At 48.5% G+C, this 16,845-nt stretch carries 15 protein-coding genes; 13 read left to right on the top strand and 2 right to left on the bottom strand.

What is annotated here, in order from left to right; all coding sequences use genetic code 11:
• Positions 1 to 233 precede the first annotated feature (233 nt).
• From crtI (V6669_RS27715) to fni, 8 genes are all read left to right on the top strand, one after another.
• Positions 234 to 1,784 (top strand): phytoene desaturase family protein, encoded by a 1,551-nt coding sequence (crtI, locus tag V6669_RS27715; protein WP_338588747.1) that lies wholly within the window; start codon positions 234 to 236, stop codon positions 1,782 to 1,784.
• Positions 1,781 to 3,244, top strand: a complete 1,464-nt coding sequence (crtI, locus tag V6669_RS27710) for a phytoene desaturase family protein (RefSeq protein WP_338588745.1) — start codon at positions 1,781 to 1,783, stop codon at positions 3,242 to 3,244. The genes crtI (V6669_RS27715) and crtI (V6669_RS27710) overlap by 4 nt, the downstream gene beginning before the upstream one ends.
• The gene (locus tag V6669_RS27705) at positions 3,241 to 4,113 is read left to right on the top strand and encodes a phytoene/squalene synthase family protein (protein WP_338588743.1); all 873 of its coding nucleotides are present in this window, start codon (positions 3,241 to 3,243) and stop codon (positions 4,111 to 4,113) included. Before crtI (V6669_RS27710) ends, V6669_RS27705 begins: the two co-directional genes overlap by 4 nt.
• A complete protein-coding gene (locus V6669_RS27700; protein WP_338588741.1) occupies positions 4,113 to 4,880 on the top strand; it encodes a carotenoid biosynthesis protein in 768 nt (255 codons plus the stop codon). The genes V6669_RS27705 and V6669_RS27700 overlap by 1 nt, the downstream gene beginning before the upstream one ends.
• Positions 4,849 to 5,610, top strand: a complete 762-nt coding sequence (locus V6669_RS27695; RefSeq protein ID WP_338588739.1) for a lysophospholipid acyltransferase family protein — start codon at positions 4,849 to 4,851, stop codon at positions 5,608 to 5,610. The genes V6669_RS27700 and V6669_RS27695 overlap by 32 nt, the downstream gene beginning before the upstream one ends.
• Before the next feature lies 1 nt (position 5,611).
• Positions 5,612 to 6,760, top strand: a complete 1,149-nt coding sequence (locus V6669_RS27690; RefSeq protein ID WP_338588737.1) for a glycosyltransferase family 2 protein — start codon at positions 5,612 to 5,614, stop codon at positions 6,758 to 6,760.
• Positions 6,757 to 8,238, top strand: a complete 1,482-nt coding sequence (gene crtI, locus V6669_RS27685; RefSeq protein ID WP_338588735.1) for a phytoene desaturase family protein — start codon at positions 6,757 to 6,759, stop codon at positions 8,236 to 8,238. Before V6669_RS27690 ends, crtI (V6669_RS27685) begins: the two co-directional genes overlap by 4 nt.
• 309 nt (positions 8,239 to 8,547) lie before the next feature.
• Positions 8,548 to 9,615 carry a type 2 isopentenyl-diphosphate Delta-isomerase gene (gene fni / locus V6669_RS27680; protein WP_338588733.1) on the top strand — a complete coding sequence of 356 codons (1,068 nt, stop codon included), beginning with the start codon at positions 8,548 to 8,550 and terminating at the stop codon, positions 9,613 to 9,615.
• 151 nt (positions 9,616 to 9,766) lie between these two features.
• Here fni and V6669_RS27675 read toward each other — a convergent pair whose 3' ends face one another.
• Together V6669_RS27675 and V6669_RS27670 are read right to left on the bottom strand one after the other, a co-directional pair.
• Positions 9,767 to 10,219, bottom strand: coding sequence for a hypothetical protein (locus V6669_RS27675; protein WP_338588731.1), 453 nt, complete (start codon positions 10,217 to 10,219; stop codon positions 9,767 to 9,769).
• A gap of 71 nt (positions 10,220 to 10,290) precedes the next feature.
• On the bottom strand, positions 10,291 to 10,725 hold the full coding sequence (locus V6669_RS27670; protein WP_338588729.1) for a hypothetical protein: 435 nt from the start codon (positions 10,723 to 10,725) through the stop codon (positions 10,291 to 10,293).
• A gap of 214 nt (positions 10,726 to 10,939) precedes the next feature.
• Between V6669_RS27670 and V6669_RS27665 the strand changes: the two genes are divergently transcribed.
• From V6669_RS27665 to V6669_RS27645, 5 genes are all read left to right on the top strand, one after another.
• Complete coding sequence (locus V6669_RS27665; protein ID WP_338588727.1) at positions 10,940 to 11,410, top strand: GNAT family N-acetyltransferase; 471 nt, start codon at positions 10,940 to 10,942, stop codon at positions 11,408 to 11,410.
• 192 nt (positions 11,411 to 11,602) lie between these two features.
• Positions 11,603 to 12,703: a redox-regulated ATPase YchF gene (gene ychF, locus V6669_RS27660; protein ID WP_062836948.1), complete on the top strand. Its 1,101-nt coding sequence runs from the start codon at positions 11,603 to 11,605 to the stop codon at positions 12,701 to 12,703.
• 669 nt (positions 12,704 to 13,372) lie between these two features.
• Entirely contained in the window at positions 13,373 to 14,440 is a 1,068-nt protein-coding gene (gene prfA, locus V6669_RS27655; RefSeq protein WP_091036276.1) for a peptide chain release factor 1, read from the top strand.
• 24 nt (positions 14,441 to 14,464) lie between these two features.
• Positions 14,465 to 15,349 (top strand): peptide chain release factor N(5)-glutamine methyltransferase, encoded by an 885-nt coding sequence (gene prmC / locus V6669_RS27650; protein WP_338595064.1) that lies wholly within the window; start codon positions 14,465 to 14,467, stop codon positions 15,347 to 15,349.
• Between the two features lie 85 nt (positions 15,350 to 15,434).
• Positions 15,435 to 16,655, top strand: a complete 1,221-nt coding sequence (locus tag V6669_RS27645; protein ID WP_091036279.1) for an FtsW/RodA/SpoVE family cell cycle protein — start codon at positions 15,435 to 15,437, stop codon at positions 16,653 to 16,655.
• Positions 16,656 to 16,845: the final 190 nt, after the last annotated feature.

Below are 16,845 nucleotides of genomic sequence, written 5' to 3'. Positions count from 1 at the left end.
AATACAGGACATCCTTTGACGAAGTGATCAAGGGATGTTTTTTTGCGTTAATAAATGGAGTATCCTCGTATTTTGACCAGTGGGTCATTTTTTGGTTTACAAGGCCGTATAATATTTGTATTATATTTGTATAATGTTTTTGCTAGTTACCGCTTAAAGTGTTCTTGGGCGGTTTAATAATAGGTTAGGGGCTAGAGAACTATAGGAATTCCCTACATAGAAAGGTGAGTGGCATGATACCGAATCAACAACGCAAACGTGCAGCTGTCATTGGCGCAGGTCCAGGTGGACTTGCAGCAGCGATGTTATTGTCCGGTCAGGGGTACGAGGTAGATGTGTATGAGAAACAGCCAGTCATCGGGGGGCGTTCTGCCAGATTGGAACTGGGTGAATATCGATTCGACCGGGGTGCTACATTTTTGATGATGCCTCAGCTGATTGAAGAGATGTTCGACGTGGTGGGACGCAAGTTATCCGATTATGTGCATATGAAAGAGCTAACCCCACTGTACGCACTGAACTTTGGTGATAAGGTGTTCACGCCTTCTCGTAATCGGGAAGATACAGCTGCACAGATTAAGGAATTGTTTCCGGGCAATGAAGACAATTACCTTCGGTTCATGCAAGAAGAAGAAGTGAAATTTGGCAAAGTCATGCCTTTGCTCCGCCGTCCTTTTGGCAAGCTGACTGACTATTTGCGCAAAGATGCGGTAACAGCTCTACCCAAGCTTGATGTCCATAATACGGTCTACGGAATCTTGTCCCGCTATTTTACAGATGAGCGTCTACGCTGGGCATTTACATTCCAATCCAAATACCTTGGCATGTCTGCCTGGGATTGTCCGGGAACCTTTACCATACTATCGTTCATTGAGCACCACTATGGATTGTTCCACCCCATCGGCGGCGTGAATCGGATATTCCAAGCCATGGCTGATGTCGTGGAAGAATACGGAGGACGCATACATACTTCTACTCCGGTAAAACAGGTCATTGTTCGCAATGGTCGTGCAGAAGGTGTGTTGCTTGAGAACGGTGAACGCATCGAAGCGGACCATGTGGTGGTGAACGCCGACTTTGCACATGCGGTGAATCATCTCTTCGAACCGGGTGTTCTTAAGAAATATACCCCGGAGAAAATGAAACGCAAAAAGTATTCCTGCTCTACAGCAATGCTGTATCTGGGTGTGGATGGTGATGTGGACCTTCCGCATCACTCGATCTATTTTCCAGAGGACTACCGGTTGAACGTTGATGAGATTACAAAGCACAAAATGTTGTCAGCCGATCCATCTCTATATATTCATAACCCTTCCAGACTCGATTCGACGCTGGCACCAGAAGGGAAATCCGCTTTATATGTTCTCATGCCTACGCCTAACCTTACCGCAGACATCGATTGGGAAGCAGAACGTGAGAATGTGCAGGAGGCCATGATGAAACGCATGGAGGGCATTCCTGAGCTGGCAGACATTCGCAGCCGCATTGAAGAATGTATGCTGTTCACTCCACTCGATTGGGAAAATGAACTGGATGTGTATCGCGGAGCAACGTTTAATATGGCTCATAATTTGGGTCAGATGATGTATCTGCGTCCCCATAACCAGTTTGAAGAGTTGAAAAGTGTATGGCTGGTAGGCGGCGGAACACATCCGGGCAGCGGGTTGCCAACGATCTTTGAGTCGGCACGAATCAGTGTCAGACTGATTCAGGAAGAGGACGCGCGCAGAAGCTCCAAACCATCCTCGTACGTGAAGACGGCAGAAGCCGGAGGGCATTCATGAAGCGGGCCGCTATTGTAGGGGCAGGGATTGGTGGACTTACTTCTGCATTGTTATTGAACCGTCAGGGATGGGATGTCACCGTGTATGAACGGGGTTCCCGCGTTGGCGGACGCATTGGCTATGAGCAGGAAGGTGAGTACCGGATCGATCAGGGGCCAACCATCGTGCTGCTGCCAGAGATGTTACTTGGCATACTTGAGGAAGCAGGCGTAGATCGTTCGAAGATTGAGTTACTTCGCTGTGATCCGTTATACAGAGTGCATTACCACAGTGGTCGTGTCATGACCAAGATGACGTCACGTGAAGAGCAGACGGCGGAGATTGAGCGTTTGTTCCCGGGAGAGAGCCGGGGATTCACACGATTCATGAAAGATATGGACACGTTGTTTCCGGCAGGCCGGGCAGCGTTCCTGGAAAGGGCTTTTCCGCGCAAAAGGGATTTCTTCACACCATCTCTCATGTCACTCATGGGCAGATTGCGCGCACACAAAAGTGTCCGGAAAGCGGTAGGCGATTATTTTCAGCACGAGGAATTGCTCGATGCATACTCACTGCAAAGTCTGTATATCGGTGGATCACCGTTCGGGACCCCTGGCATCTATTCCCTTTTGCCTTACGCAGAGCATGAATATGGTATCTGGATGGTCAAAGGTGGATATGCAGCATTGCCGGCTATTCTGGAACAGGAACTGATATCACGTGGTGGGCGTGTCGTGCTGAATGCGGAAGTTACCGGGCTCACGATTAAAAATGGTGTATGTGAAGGTATAGAAACGGCAGCAGGCGCAGAAAATGTGGATGCAGTTATCTACAATGGTGATTTCCCCCATCTATCAGGTTTGCTTGGACAATCACCAGAGGTAGCACGTAAAAGAAAACCGTATCGTCCCTCTTCCGGATGTGTATTGCTCTATGTGGGCGTGGACAAAACCTGGGAAGATGCAACGACGCATCAGTTCTTCTTGCCACCGAGTCTAGAAGGTAGTTTACAGGAAGTCTTCAATCAGCGACGCATTCCGGCAAAGTCCTCATTTTACGTATTTAATCCGGTCGCATTGGATGAAACTGCAGCACCTCAAGGACAGAGTGTATTGTATTTCCTCATTCCCGTACCAGATGCTGAAGGTGTCGACTGGGATCAGGAGAGTGAAGCATTGGCAGAACGTGTACTGGAAGAAGCGGAGCAACGAGGATTCCCGGGACTTCGTGCAGCGATCAAGTGGAAAAAGGTACGTACACCCGCTGACGCAGAGCGAGACGGGCTCTATGGGGGCGGAAGCTTTGGTATAGCACCTGTATTGTTCCAGTCCGGTGTATACCGACCGCAACCCAAACCATTCCCTAATATAAAGGGATTATATGCCGCAGGAGCATCTGTACATCCAGGTGGCGGAGTGCCGATTGTAATGCAGAGTGCACGGATGGCCGTCAATCAACTCATGAAGGAGATGGGAACATGAATGAAGCGATTTTGAGCAGGTGTGAAGAGTTGATGCAAAAGGGTTCTTCCTCTTTTTATCAGGCCTTTAGAGGGCTGCCAAGTCCACGTCGGGAAGCGGTATATGTCATTTATGCCTTCTGCCGCATGATTGATGACAGTGTAGACGAGCCGGAACACTCGCCCTATACAATTCACGAGATCCATGATTTGTTTGATCAGTTGGATGACGCGGAAGGACATTTTATCTGGCCAGCACTGAGATGGTTGTTCAGCAATTTCTCTCATCTGGATAAGGGGCCATTTTTCCGTCAGATGGAAGGGCAGCTCACGGATCTTAAAGTAACGCATTATGCAACGATGCAGGAACTGGAGCATTATTGTTATCTGGTAGCCGGAACCGTAGGCGAGATGTTGTTGCCTGTATTGCGGGATGATAACGGCGCGGAAGTAGCCATGAACGGGATTGCTTTGGGTAAAGGGATGCAGATCGTTAATATTATTCGGGATGTTGGTGAAGATCGGGCCAGAGTACGCCGGTATGTTCCGCTGGAGATCATGGAGAAGCATGGTTACACCGAGCAGGACTTTGAAGACGGGGTCGTGGACGAACGGTTTATTGCCATTGTTCATGAATTAAAAGCTGCAGCATTGAACTGGTTCCGTATTGGCATGGATCGTCTGGATACGTACCCAACGGAAAGTGCGTTTTCCATCGAGCTGGCAGCAGCCTTTTACTCCACCATTCTACACGCGGTTGAACGCAACGACTATGACGTATATACCAAACGGGCATATGTTAGCGATGAATTGAAACTGGAGATGCTGGGTGCGATTGTGAAACGTTACCCGATGCTGGCCTATCAAGCCTCCCGAACGGCGGTATCCTGATGATCCAGTGGCTTTACTGGGCGTGGTATGTCATTGGAGCAACCTTGATGCTAACGATAGGTGTGCCTGACGTATTATCTTTTTCAAATGGTTTATTTCTAATCTTCTATGCATTGTATGTGCTGGATCTGATCTACCAAGGGCGTAATCGGACAGGTCTGTCCGACCAGTCAGTCATCTGGCTGAAACCCGGACTCTGGATATCCTCTGTGATTATCTGGCTTGGAGGTATGGGCGTAGAGTGGATAGGAGTGCATACGCACTGGCCTTTTGGTGAGTATGCTTACTCAGACTTCTTTGGGATTCATATGTTCAGTGTGCCAGTTACGCTGGGTTTTGCCTGGATCGCAGTGGTTGGTAACTCGGCGCTGTTAAGTGGTGGTGGTTCAACACGGACTGGCAAACTGCTTCGAGCAGTGAAGACCGGGTTCTGGGCGATTGTTCTTGATCTTGTACTCGACCCTGTTGCGCATGCAAGAGGATTCTGGGAGTGGCAGGCCCCAGGTGGATTCTACGGTGTTCCGTGGACCAATTACATAAGCTGGTTTATCATGGGTGCATTCCTATCCCTCTTCCTTCCGGCCATGCCTAATGACCGTAGCTCATTGCTGCGTGCAAAATGGCTGTATCAGCTGTTTATTCTTCTGTTCGGCCTGCTTGCTCTAAAGGAAGGGATTACAGGCAGCTTTATCATCGCCATTGCTGGTGTGCTTCTTGCCGAAGGGAGCTGGCTCTATGATTCGCGCCGTAAAATCAAAACCGTTTAATTATATTTTTGCCTTATACAATCACTATTATCTGCTACGTCGGCGCTTCCGCTCCTTCACGCTCACAGGGTCACTGGACCCACAGGTGGACATCAGGGACAACTCCCCGATTGAACCGACTCGTCCGGTGATCTATTTCATGAACCACAGTTCCTGGTGGGATGGTCTGCTGCTCTATCATGCGGCCAGACAGACATCGCGGGGAGATCATTATGTGATGATGGAGGAGCAACAGCTTCAGCAATATGCTTTTTTTCGTAAATTGGGTGCGTATTCGATCAATAAGGAGAGTGCGTCCGGTATTCGGACCTCTCTACAGTACACCAGTGAGCTGTTGAATTCGGGCAAAAGGGTCTGGATTTTTCCACAAGGAGAAATTCTGCATCAGGAGGCCAGACCGATTCGGTTCCGTCCAGGCATCGGATTGCTGCTTCGTCGCTCCCCGAATGCCATCGCCGTACCGGTAACCTTGTGCCATGGAATGGTCCAGCATGATTTACCGGAAATATCGATGCAGGCAGGCCCGCCTGTGTTAGAAGACTGGAAGGCGTTGAAGAGTGAAGAGATTGCCGCCAGACTCGGCCATGTGTTGGAACAGCAGTTAGACGATCATAGATCAGCACTTGTACGGATGGGGCAGGGAAGTTTGCCAGATGCGCTTCCGTTGATTCGTCATGTACGTTCGACAAGTGAAAAATACGATGCGGCACGAAAGCGGGTGAACCGTTAGCATGAATGCATCTGAAATCTTCTGGATTGTGCTTACATGTATATTGGGCATACAGTTGCTGTTCGCTCTATGGAACGTCTCCTGTCTGCCCAAAGTACGTTCATTCCGGGCAGATAAGATACAACCACCAGACCTGCTGGTCTCGGTACTGATTCCGGCCAGAAATGAAAGACTACATATCGAAGGATGTCTTGAAAGTGTACTAGCGAGCGAGACATCGGGATTCCGGATGGAAGTGCTGGTGCTGGATGATCGCTCCGAAGATGAGACAGCGGCCATGGTACAGGCGATTGCGGATCGCGATACACGTGTGCGTTTGCTGCATGGTGTCGATCTTCCCGAGGGCTGGATGGGTAAATCCCATGCGTGTCACAGGCTGGTTCAGGAGGCCAAGGGAGAATGGTATATGTTCGTGGATGCGGATGTGCGTCTGGAGCCAAGTGCCATTCGGCAGACTCTTGCAGCAGGGTGTGAGCAGAGCGGGGGGCTGGTAACCGGTTTTCCTTATCAGGTAACAAAGACATGGATGGAAAAGCTTGTTGTGCCCATGATGGTCTTCACCATCATCAGTCATCTGCCCATTTTTATGATACGCAGATCATCCAGTCCGATGTTTGTGGCCGCTACGGGGGCTTTTTTGCTGATTCATCGCTCCAGTTACGAGGCTTCCGGTGGTCATGCTGCCATTCAGGCGCATCTGGTGGATGACATGAGTCTCGCCAAAGCAGTCAAGCGTACAGGCCATCCGGTGATGCTGACCGATGTGCATGACGTAACAAATACCCGCATGTATCAGAACGGGGCAGAAGTATGGAACGGATATAAGAAAAATATGTACGAAGGTATGGGACGCAAAGACGTACTGCTGCTTGGCACGATGTTCATGTATACACTGATGTATATTGTGCCCCCGCTAGGCTTGATTATTGGAATTATGATGGGTAGTTCGGTGTCCATTCTGTATGGATTGATAGGAACTTTATTAGGTATGGCTGTGAAAAGAGTAGCGGATCATGCTGGCGGACAACCCTGGTGGCTCGCCCTTCTGCAACCGGTCAGCATGGCCTGTGTCATTGCCATCGGACTTGCTTCCTGGCAGGCAGGCCGCTCCGGCAAGGGGTATGTATGGAAAGGTAGGCGGTACAGTTGAGAGGTAACGTCATTATTATCGGAGCAGGATTCGGAGGTCTGTCGTGTGCGATACGACTGGCTTCACAAGGTTTGCAGGTAACCATTATGGAACGGCAGGAACACGTAGGTGGCAAGCTGCAGCAGATTGAGCGGGACGGGTATCATTTTGACCGGGGACCGAGCACGATCACGATGCCATCGACCTTTCGTTCAGTCTTCGACCATGCTGGAGTAGCAATGGAAGATTACGTACAGTTATATGAGTTAGAGCCGCGCACGCGTAATATATTCGCAGATGGCACAGTGGTAGATTTGTCAGGCAATCGCGGGTGGATGAAGGAGCAGATCGCGGCGTACAGTCCGGAGGATGCGGCTCGTTATGATGCATTTATGGATGAGTCTGCTGCACTGTATGCGGAAGCCAATCGTCATTTTCTCGGTAAGTTGCTGCTGTCTCCTTCTGACAAATACAATCTCCAAATGTTGCGCAGCCTGCTCCGCGTGCGGCCAACGGTGAAGTTGGATAAGTTACTGCGCTCGTATTTCCAACATCCGCATACGCTGGCTATGTTCGGACGGTACGCGACCTATGTGGGATCATCGCCGTATCAATCGCCTTCCATCTTTGCCATGATGGGTCATGTGGAAGCAGAAGTCGGCATCTACGGGGTCAAAGGCGGAACCTATCAACTGATCGAAGGAATGACCCGGCTGGCTCGGGAAAAAGGTGTACAGATCATTACCGGCACAGAGGTCCGGCAGATTGTTGTTCGGAATGGCAAAGTGGCAGGCGTGGATACGGATCAAGGCTTCCGGGAAGCTGATCAGGTGGTTGCCAATGGAGATGTGCTTAGTGTGAATCGACTGCTGCTTGCACCGGAACATCGGAAAGAGATGAGCGATGGCCGCATACGGAAGTATGAACCATCCATTTCGGGATTTGTGACGCTGGCAGGTGTGCGAAGACAATATGATGCACTACTGCACCATACGGTGTTCTTCCCGGAACGGTATCAACCGGAGTTCAACCATATTTTCCGCGACCGTAAAATGCCCGAAGATCCGACGATCTACATCTGTTATTCCGGTTATTCGGAAGCAGGTATGGCTCCGGAGGGAGCAAGTAACCTGTTCATTCTGGTCAATGCCCCCTACTTGTCGGATTCATGGAATTGGGAGGAACAAACGGAACGTTACGGAGCGTTTGTACTGAAACAATTGGCAGCGCGAGGAATTACCGGGTTGAACCAATCTGATGTGCTGATCCGATATACGCCGCGAGATATCGAACGGGATACCTTGGCGCATCAAGGTTCAATCTACGGCATCTCGTCCAACTCCGTGAAGCAGACCTTTATGCGTCCGGGCAATCGAAGTAAAGATGTACAAGGACTCTGGTACGTCGGCGGTACAACACATCCAGGCGGCGGAACCCCGATTGTGACATTGTCCGGACAGCTTGTTGGTGAGCAGTTAGCATCTGAAATTTTGAGATAAGTTCGTTCTGCAGATGATGGAGTGGAAGTGCATTCTGTTGATCGACACCTATGTGCGTCGTCCGCGCTAACCAGATCTTTTGCGTAGGTATAGAATAGTGGTGCTCCGAGATTTAAGTGAGACATTTGGTGTCGGGGCATCCTTTCAATAGATGGTTTGGAACGTTATACTGGATAGAGTTAAACTGCTGAGCTGCAATGCTTATAGGATTAATGTTTTTGTCTTGTACATAAGACGTATATACATAGAAGCAAGGAACGGGCAGGTTATCCTGTCGATCCGCACGATTCTCACATAGGAGGTCTCATCATGAATGAACAAGAGCGAGCCGGCGAACGGCTGCTTCCCGAAGTGGCTACGGGAGAACGGAAGCTGGAACACGTGCGCCTCTGTCTTGAGGAGAATGTGGCAGGAGAAGGGGTAACCAGCGGTATGGAGCGGTTTGCTTTTCGCCATCACCCACTGCCGGAACTGGATTTTGAAGAGGTGCATCTGGAGACTTCGTTCATTGGCAAAAAAGTACGTACCCCCTTGCTCATCAGTTCGATGACGGGTGGAAGCAAAACAACGGGCGCCATCAATGAGCGCCTCGCTCGAGTAGCAAACGCCAGAGGCTGGGCACTCGGCGTAGGTTCGATCCGGGCTGCTGTAGAACAGCCGGAACTCGCAAGTACCTTCGATGTGCGACGCTGGGCACCGGACATCCCGGTTATTGCCAACCTGGGTGCGGTGCAGCTGAACTATGGTTTCACAACAGCTGATTTCCAGCGTGCCGTAGATATTGCGGGTGCGGACATGCTCGTGCTTCATCTGAACACGTTGCAGGAAGTTTTCCAGCCGGAAGGTAACACCAATTTCAGCGGATTATTTCAGCGGATTGAAAACTTGTGTCGTGAGCTAGACGTACCTGTTGGCGTAAAAGAAGTAGGTTTTGGCATCGATGGTGTTACAGCGAAAGCCTTGTATGAAGCGGGTGTCGCGTTTATCGATGTAGCCGGGGCTGGAGGTACAAGCTGGGTGCAGGTAGAGAAGTACCGCAACAATAACCCGGTACGCCGGGCGGCAGCGGAAGCTTTTGCCGACTGGGGCATTCCGACAGCGGAGTGTATTCAGGAAGTGCGGGCGCTGAACCCTACCGGTGCCCTGATCGGCAGTGGTGGACTGCACACTGGCGTGGATGCGGCCAAAGCCCTCGCGCTCGGGGCAGATCTCGCTGGTTTCGGTCGATCTCTGCTCGAATCCGCAGTCGCTTCGGATGATGCGCTGAATGAGCGGTTGGAACAGGTTGAATTTGAGCTGCGTACCGTGATGTTTGGCATTGGCGCAGGTCGGATCGAGGATTTGCAGCAGACGTCACGTCTGGTGGAACGGCGTTAGGCGTGGGGTCAAAATGAAGATGATATAAACTTCATTGGAGTTATTTAATTATATATTTTGAGTCTACTCATATTGCTTTCTATATAATCTGGAACAAAAACAGTGTAGAGGATACTTCATTTAAGAAGTATCCCCTACACTGTTTATAATATTAAAATTGTCGGGCACTGATATTCATATGCATTTTATGACCTGCTGAACTATAGATATAAACTTTGACGTTTGTTGTGCCTATAACACCTATTCTTGTTGTTTTTTGAGTCCCTTTTTTGATTGGAATATCAATTGGGGAAAGATTGCCCACAGTAAGTTTGGCATAAATAGTATCCGTACTATTGTTCTGAATCCAAACATCGGCATCTTCTCCATTGTCAGGATCCAATGTGAAGGATTTTTCGTATGCATTGTAACTGCTGTAATTGAATGGTCTGATAAGCTGTACATCCATTGGATTAATAATCGGATCCTCAGTGTTCTCCACAGTGATTGGAGGGGGAGTAAAAGCATCTTTCACTCTATACTCTAATTCAACAGTACTAGCTGGATGTGCAGAAAGTAATATAGACAAAGCTACACCTGTACCTAAAATTATATTGAATAACAATGTAATTCCCTCCTTATTCAGTATTATGTAATAATGTTTCAATTACTTACATACATACTGTTGCCGAATTATTACATACATTCCTCTTTCACGGTGACATTCTCATTGGTTACAGTAACGTACGAATTGCCTGACAAGTATTCCGTATAACCGCAAACCATTTTGTTATAGGTTTTGCCACGGCTGTCCGTAAACGCCAAGGAGATGGCGCCCTCGCCGGAAAGTTTCAGCCGTGGGGCGAATTTCACGTTTGTTCCGCTGGGAATATCCTTATCAAATACGTAGGTGGAGCCACTCTCGTTGTTGTTAGATGAGTTGTCGCCTTGGACTAGGCTAGCCTGAATATTGGTGAGATCATAGTCGGACTGGTTGTGGATCGTGATCCTTAAGTGGCGAAAGGGATCGACTGCATTCAGCAAGCTCCTAAAGGCGATGATGCCTATGACGATTATAATAGTGGACAAGATAATCATCTTCTTTTTGGAGAATCGGCGACGTGTGTTCAATGTGATCCACTCCTTTCCTTCATGAGGTATAAACGATGGGAAGAGATCAAAAGTTATAATTAAAATGGATAAATATGAAAACTGAAATCCGAATCGTCAGAATTCTTCATGCGCTAAGCGGAAGAACAGGATACAATAAGATACTAGTAGTGCAAAAAGGGCTGCACAGAGATCATACATAATCAAGATCACTCGAAATAAGGAGGGGAAAAAGTTGAAACTTTCTCCAATGAATCAGGAAGATTATGCGAGTTTTCGCATTCGATCGATTAAGGATTTTGCACAGGAAAAAGTAGAAGCGGGCACCTGGGCTGAGGAAGAGGCTCAGCAACTGGCGGAGGAATCTTACGAACGTTATCTGCCAGAAGGCTTGAACACACCGGGAGCGTATCTCTACAATCTGGTGCATTCTGTGGACGGAAATGTGGGATATATCTGGTTTAACATCACGGATAATCGTCGCGGGAAAGATGCTTTTTTGCTGGATATTGTGGTTGAAGAAGCACACCGTGGTAAGGGATACGGAACAGAGACGATGCAGGCGCTTGAACAGACGGCCTTGAGTCTTGGCGTGGATCGCATTGGTTTGCATGTCTTTGGACATAATGTGCGGGCGAGCAGCCTGTATCGCAAGATGGGATATGAGGTAACGGATCTGACGATGTATAAGGAAATCAAAGGGTAGACCTAATAGCGGATATTCTGGGCAAAACTTAAGATCTGCGCAAAACGAATTATCTGCATTAACCGGGGATTTCGGGAAGCGGATGGGACTCTGGTCGAATTGGCGAAGTTCCTTGATGCCTTGAGGTTTGTCATATATAATGTATAGGATTATCCATACCGAACAAGTAATCAATGAGGAGTTGTCATATACATGGCTTTGAAAGCTGGAATCGTGGGTTTGCCTAACGTTGGTAAATCTACATTGTTTAACGCAATTACACAAGCAGGTGCCGAATCGGCAAACTATCCGTTCTGTACGATTGACCCTAACGTAGGGATCGTTGAAGTACCCGATGAGCGTTTGGACAAACTGACAGAACTCGTTGTACCTAAGAAAACAGTACCAACGGCGTTTGAGTTTGTAGATATCGCTGGTCTTGTTCGCGGTGCAAGCAAAGGCGAAGGTCTGGGTAACAAGTTCCTTGCCCACATTCGTGAAGTAGATGCAATTGTACACGTGGTACGTTGCTTTGTAGATGAGAACATCACACACGTCGATGGTAAAATTGACCCGGTGAGCGACATCCAGACGATCAATCTGGAGCTGATCCTGGCCGATATCGAGAGTGTTGAGAAGAAAATCGATCGCTCCAAGAAAAACATGAAGGGCGGCAACAAGACTGCCTCTCAAGAAGTAGAAGTATTGGAGAGAGTGAAGGCTGTTCTGTACGATGACAAGCCGGCACGCAGCATGGAACTTACCGATGATGAGCTTCTGATCATACGTGATCTGCACTTGCTTACCCTGAAGCCAGTTCTGTACGCAGCCAATGTAGCTGAGGACGAAATCGGTGATGTGGCAAACAATGCTTATGTGCAAAAAGTAAGGGAATTCGCAGCTGCTGAAAACGCAGAAGTGGTGCCGATCAGCGCGAAGGTTGAAGAAGAAATCTCTGAGTTGGAAGGCGAAGATAAACAAATGTTCCTGGAAGAACTCGGTATCGAGGATTCCGGTCTGAACCTGTTGATCAAAGCAGCCTACAAATTGCTCGGTCTGTACACATACTTCACAGCAGGTGTGCAGGAAGTTCGTGCATGGACAATCCGTAAAGGAACGAAAGCACCAGGCGCAGCGGGTGTCATTCACACAGACTTCGAGCGTGGATTCATCCGTGCAGAAGTTGTTTCCTACGACGATCTGGTTGCAGCGGGTTCCATGAACGGTGCCAAAGAGCGCGGACAACTTCGCCTTGAAGGTAAAGAGTATGTTGTAAATGACGGCGACGTTATGCACTTCCGTTTCAACGTATAGGTTGTTACACCTTTATATGTAGATTTAATAACAAGACCCTGCGACCTTCTCGTGAAGTTCGTGGGGTCTTTGACTTAGAGTTTTGCAGTGCGGAACAAGAAAAACCACCGGGATTAGGTTGGTCGCCTTGCAATCCGGTGGTTCTTCATTCATTTGATTGAAATTCGCGGTGGTCGCCCACCGGCCTTTGTTAGAGAAGTCACGATGTTAGCGCATCGTGGCTTTTGTTTATTTTACACTTGTTATACTTGTATTACACCACAGTAGGAACGTTTCGTAACAACATCAAACAACAATTTCATTTTGTATTTTGCAACACAAAAATTAGTTCATCCGCATGCGGAACAGTTACTATTCAGAACCATAAGAATATGCTATAATTAAGAGTCGTATACCACGTTAAAATTCGCGCTGTAACAGATGAGCTGAAGCGGGTTTCATACAGGGTACACGATTTCTTGATATCACTTTAAAAGTAAAGGATTTGATGACGTTGTAGCGATGTTATACGTCGATCATACATGAATGTGAATACATGCTGCGGTCAGGGGATTCGGTGAGAATCCTGTGCGTTGTGGAATATAGATTATAGATGTAATTAATGTTGAATTGAAATAAGTATCGAAAATGTGATGTGCTTGGACAAAATAATGCGTGAGGTGACTATACATGTTGGATAAATTACAGGCGTTAGCCGACCGTTATGACAAGTTGAGCGAGCTTTTGTGTGACCCGGATGTGGCAAGTGACAACAAAAAGCTGCGGGAATACTCCAAAGAACAATCCGATCTGCAACCGACTTATGAAGCGTACAATGAATACAAACAGGTAAGTCAGGATCTCGAAGCTGCGAAGGAAATGCAGGGGGAGAAACTGGATGATGAGATGCGCGAAATGGTCAAAATGGAAATTGACGAACTGAGCACTCGCCAGAAGGAACTGGACGAATTGATTCGTGTGCTTATGTTGCCAAAAGATCCGAATGACGACAAAAACGTTATTGTTGAGATTCGCGGAGCAGCTGGTGGAGATGAAGCAGCGTTGTTTGCAGCAGATCTGTATCGGATGTACACACGTTATGCAGATGCACAAGGCTGGCGTGTAGAGCTGATGGACGTTAACACGAATGATCTCGGTGGATTCAAAGAGGTTGTTTTCCTGATCAACGGACGTGGCGCATACAGCAAAATGAAATACGAAAGCGGCGCACACCGTGTGCAGCGTATTCCAACAACCGAGTCTGGCGGACGTATTCATACGTCAACTTCAACGGTTGCGGTTATGCCTGAAGCCGAAGATTTTGATATCGAAATTCATGACAAAGACATCCGTGTGGATACGTTCTGTTCCAGTGGTGCCGGTGGACAATCGGTTAATACTACAAAATCCGCAGTACGGGTAACGCACGTTCCAACGGGAATCGTGGCGACATGTCAGGATGGAAAATCACAGAACTCCAACAAGGAAAAAGCGTTGCAAGTTCTGCGTACACGTATCTTCGATATGAAACGTATGGAAGAGGAAGCGAAGATCTCTGTTGAGCGGAAGAGCAAAGTGGGAACGGGCGACCGCAGTGAGCGGATTCGTACGTACAACTTCCCGCAAAGCCGTGTGACGGATCACCGTATCGGCCTGACGATGCACAAGTTGGATCAGGTGATGAACGGAGAGATTGAAGATATTTTGTCTGCACTGACGATTGCTCAGCAGACTGAGATGATGGATAGAGGAGAATAATCTGTGACCCGAGCGCAGTTTGTCATGACGCCGGAACAGAGCTGTCGGGAAGCCTTCGTGGAGGCTTCCTCTTTTTTGGAAAAGTGCGGCGTGTACGAGCCGCAAAACAATGCTCGGCTGCTGCTGGAACATGTACTCGGCGTCTATGGCGCCCAGTACTACATGATGCAGCCGGAGCCCTTTCCCAGCGAGCATCGCAGCCGCTGGGAGGACGCTGTCACGCGCAAGGCTGCAGGTGAGCCAGCGCAATACATTATCGGCAGCCAGGAATTCTACGGGCTGCCGTTCGAGGTCACGCCGGCCGTGCTGATTCCGCGGCCGGAGACCGAGCTGTTGGTCGAGGCTGTGCTGCGCGAAGCCGACCGCGTGTTTCCCGACGGCGCTCCGCTCGCCGTCGATATTGGCACGGGCAGTGGTGCCATCGCGGTGACGATGGCTTCACTACGCCCGCGCTGGCAGGTAGGCGCCGGAGATCTCTCGGCGGCTGCCCTGCAAGTGGCCGCGCGGAACGCGGCCGCGAACGGGGTACAGATCGACTTCCGTGAAGGCGATCTGCTGGCCCCGTTCGCCGGGGCTCGGGTGGATATCCTGGTGTCCAACCCGCCATATATCCCAGCGGCAGACATCGCCGGGTTACAGAAAGAAGTGCGCGATCATGAGCCGCGCATGGCACTGGACGGCGGTCCGGACGGGCTTGCACCGTACCGTATCATGCTGGAGCAACTGGCGCTACTGTCTGCGCCGCCACAGATCATTGGTTTTGAGCTGGGCCAGGGGCAAGCTCGCGACATCGCGGCTTTGCTTGAATCGGCGGGACATTGGCCGGAAATAATCATTGTACCGGACCTTGCCGGAATCGAGCGGCATGTCCTGGGTGTTCGTACTTCGGAACAGGTGACGAAAATGTAAGGTTCCGCGGGTTTTCTTTTTGCCGTGAAATCCTCTACAATGAGATATACCGAAGATTTCTGAATGCTTGGGGGAACATAATTACATGCTGCACAAATTTAAAAAGATAGACTATTCTATTGTGTTTATACTGGTTATTCTAATGGTTATCAGTATTTTGTCGATTTACAGTACAACGTTTGGTCGTCCAAAGCTGGAGGGACTCCCGAAAAGTGCAGTGATCTTTTATATTTTGGGATTCGTAGTCTTTTTTGGGATGTCGATGATCAACTATAAATTCATAATCAAAAATTATTTATATATCTATGGCGTGGGTATGCTGCTGCTCATTTTCGTAATGTTCTTTGGTAAAGAGTATTACGGTGCAAAAGGCTGGCTGTCCATCTTCGGGGTCAGTTTGCAGCCTGCTGAGTTGTTCAAGTTATGCCTAATTGTGTTTTTATCGGCCTTTTTGGCCCGAAAGAAGAATCGTCCGCTCTATTTTGGACGTGATGTTATTCCGATCTCTCTCTGTGTGCTGCCACCGTTACTACTCGTATTGCTTCAAAATGACTTGGGAAATGCGTTGAGTTATGTTGTCATTCTTGTGGGCCTATTATGGATCGGCAACATTAAATTTACGCATGCCCTCATTGGCTTTATTATTGCTGTGGCTACCTTTATCGGCGGTACACAGGCATATATTCATTATCATGATGAGATTGTTAAATTCCTGAATGACATTGGACGTTCGCACTGGGCGGATCGTTTTGACCCTTGGCTTGTACCAGAGCTGACCTCAAGAGATGTGCTCTGGCAGACGTATAATGCAAAACTTGCGATTGGTTCTGGCGGGATTACAGGCAAAGGGTATATGGAAGGCACGACGATTCAGTCAAATCGGGTGCCGCTGGCCTATGCTGACTCCATTTTTGTACAGATCGGTGAAGAATTTGGCTTTATCGGTGCCTCGGTATTGCTTCTACTGTACTTTATCCTTATTCACAGGCTGGTGCTGATTGCACTGGAGTGTAAGGATCGCGCGGGGCCATATCTAATTGTAGGTATTATAGCGATGCTGCTCTACCAGATCTTTGTCAATATTGGTCCGTTCATTGGTCTGATGCCATTGACAGGGATTACCCTACCGTTTATTAGTTCAGGTGGTACCTCCATTATGATCAACATGATCAGCATGGGTCTTGTGATGAGTATTAAGGTCCACACGGAAGAGAACGAGGATATTCTTGGCTCTGCGGAACAACCAAGTATTACCGATTTGGTGATGAAATTGCTAAGACGCAAGCCATCCCAGCAGGAGCAATAACGTTCTCGAATCAAACCGTGAAACACGTTAGATTTATGTATATAAGCTAGCTAGATAACTATAGAACTCTGGAACAGATCAGCCCAAGTCACATTGGGGTGGATGTTTTGGGGTTTTTATTGTTTTTACGGTGTAATTCAGGCCATTGAATAGTTCACTTTATAACCTGAAGCGATCCAGATTTCCATTT

The sequence above is a fragment of the Paenibacillus sp. Y5S-9 genome (assembly GCF_036894235.1).
In the GTDB taxonomy this organism is placed as follows: Bacteria; Bacillota; Bacilli; order Paenibacillales; family Paenibacillaceae; genus Paenibacillus.
This window is presented reverse-complemented; position numbering and strand designations above follow the sequence as displayed.

Bases quoted from the DNA above. Each gene is read 5' to 3' on its own strand.
- crtI (WP_338588747.1), top strand. From the start codon at position 234: ATGATACCGAATCAACAACGCAAACGTGCAGCTGTCATTGGCGCAGGT.
- crtI (WP_338588745.1), top strand. From the start codon at position 1,781: ATGAAGCGGGCCGCTATTGTAGGGGCAGGGATTGGTGGACTTACTTCT.
- V6669_RS27705 (WP_338588743.1), top strand. From the start codon at position 3,241: ATGAATGAAGCGATTTTGAGCAGGTGTGAAGAGTTGATGCAAAAGGGT.
- V6669_RS27700 (WP_338588741.1), top strand. From the start codon at position 4,113: ATGATCCAGTGGCTTTACTGGGCGTGGTATGTCATTGGAGCAACCTTG.
- V6669_RS27695 (WP_338588739.1), top strand. From the start codon at position 4,849: ATGATTCGCGCCGTAAAATCAAAACCGTTTAATTATATTTTTGCCTTA.
- V6669_RS27690 (WP_338588737.1), top strand. From the start codon at position 5,612: ATGAATGCATCTGAAATCTTCTGGATTGTGCTTACATGTATATTGGGC.
- fni (WP_338588733.1), top strand. From the start codon at position 8,548: ATGAATGAACAAGAGCGAGCCGGCGAACGGCTGCTTCCCGAAGTGGCT.
- ychF (WP_062836948.1), top strand. From the start codon at position 11,603: ATGGCTTTGAAAGCTGGAATCGTGGGTTTGCCTAACGTTGGTAAATCT.
- prfA (WP_091036276.1), top strand. From the start codon at position 13,373: ATGTTGGATAAATTACAGGCGTTAGCCGACCGTTATGACAAGTTGAGC.
- prmC (WP_338595064.1), top strand. From the start codon at position 14,465: ATGACGCCGGAACAGAGCTGTCGGGAAGCCTTCGTGGAGGCTTCCTCT.
- V6669_RS27645 (WP_091036279.1), top strand. From the start codon at position 15,435: ATGCTGCACAAATTTAAAAAGATAGACTATTCTATTGTGTTTATACTG.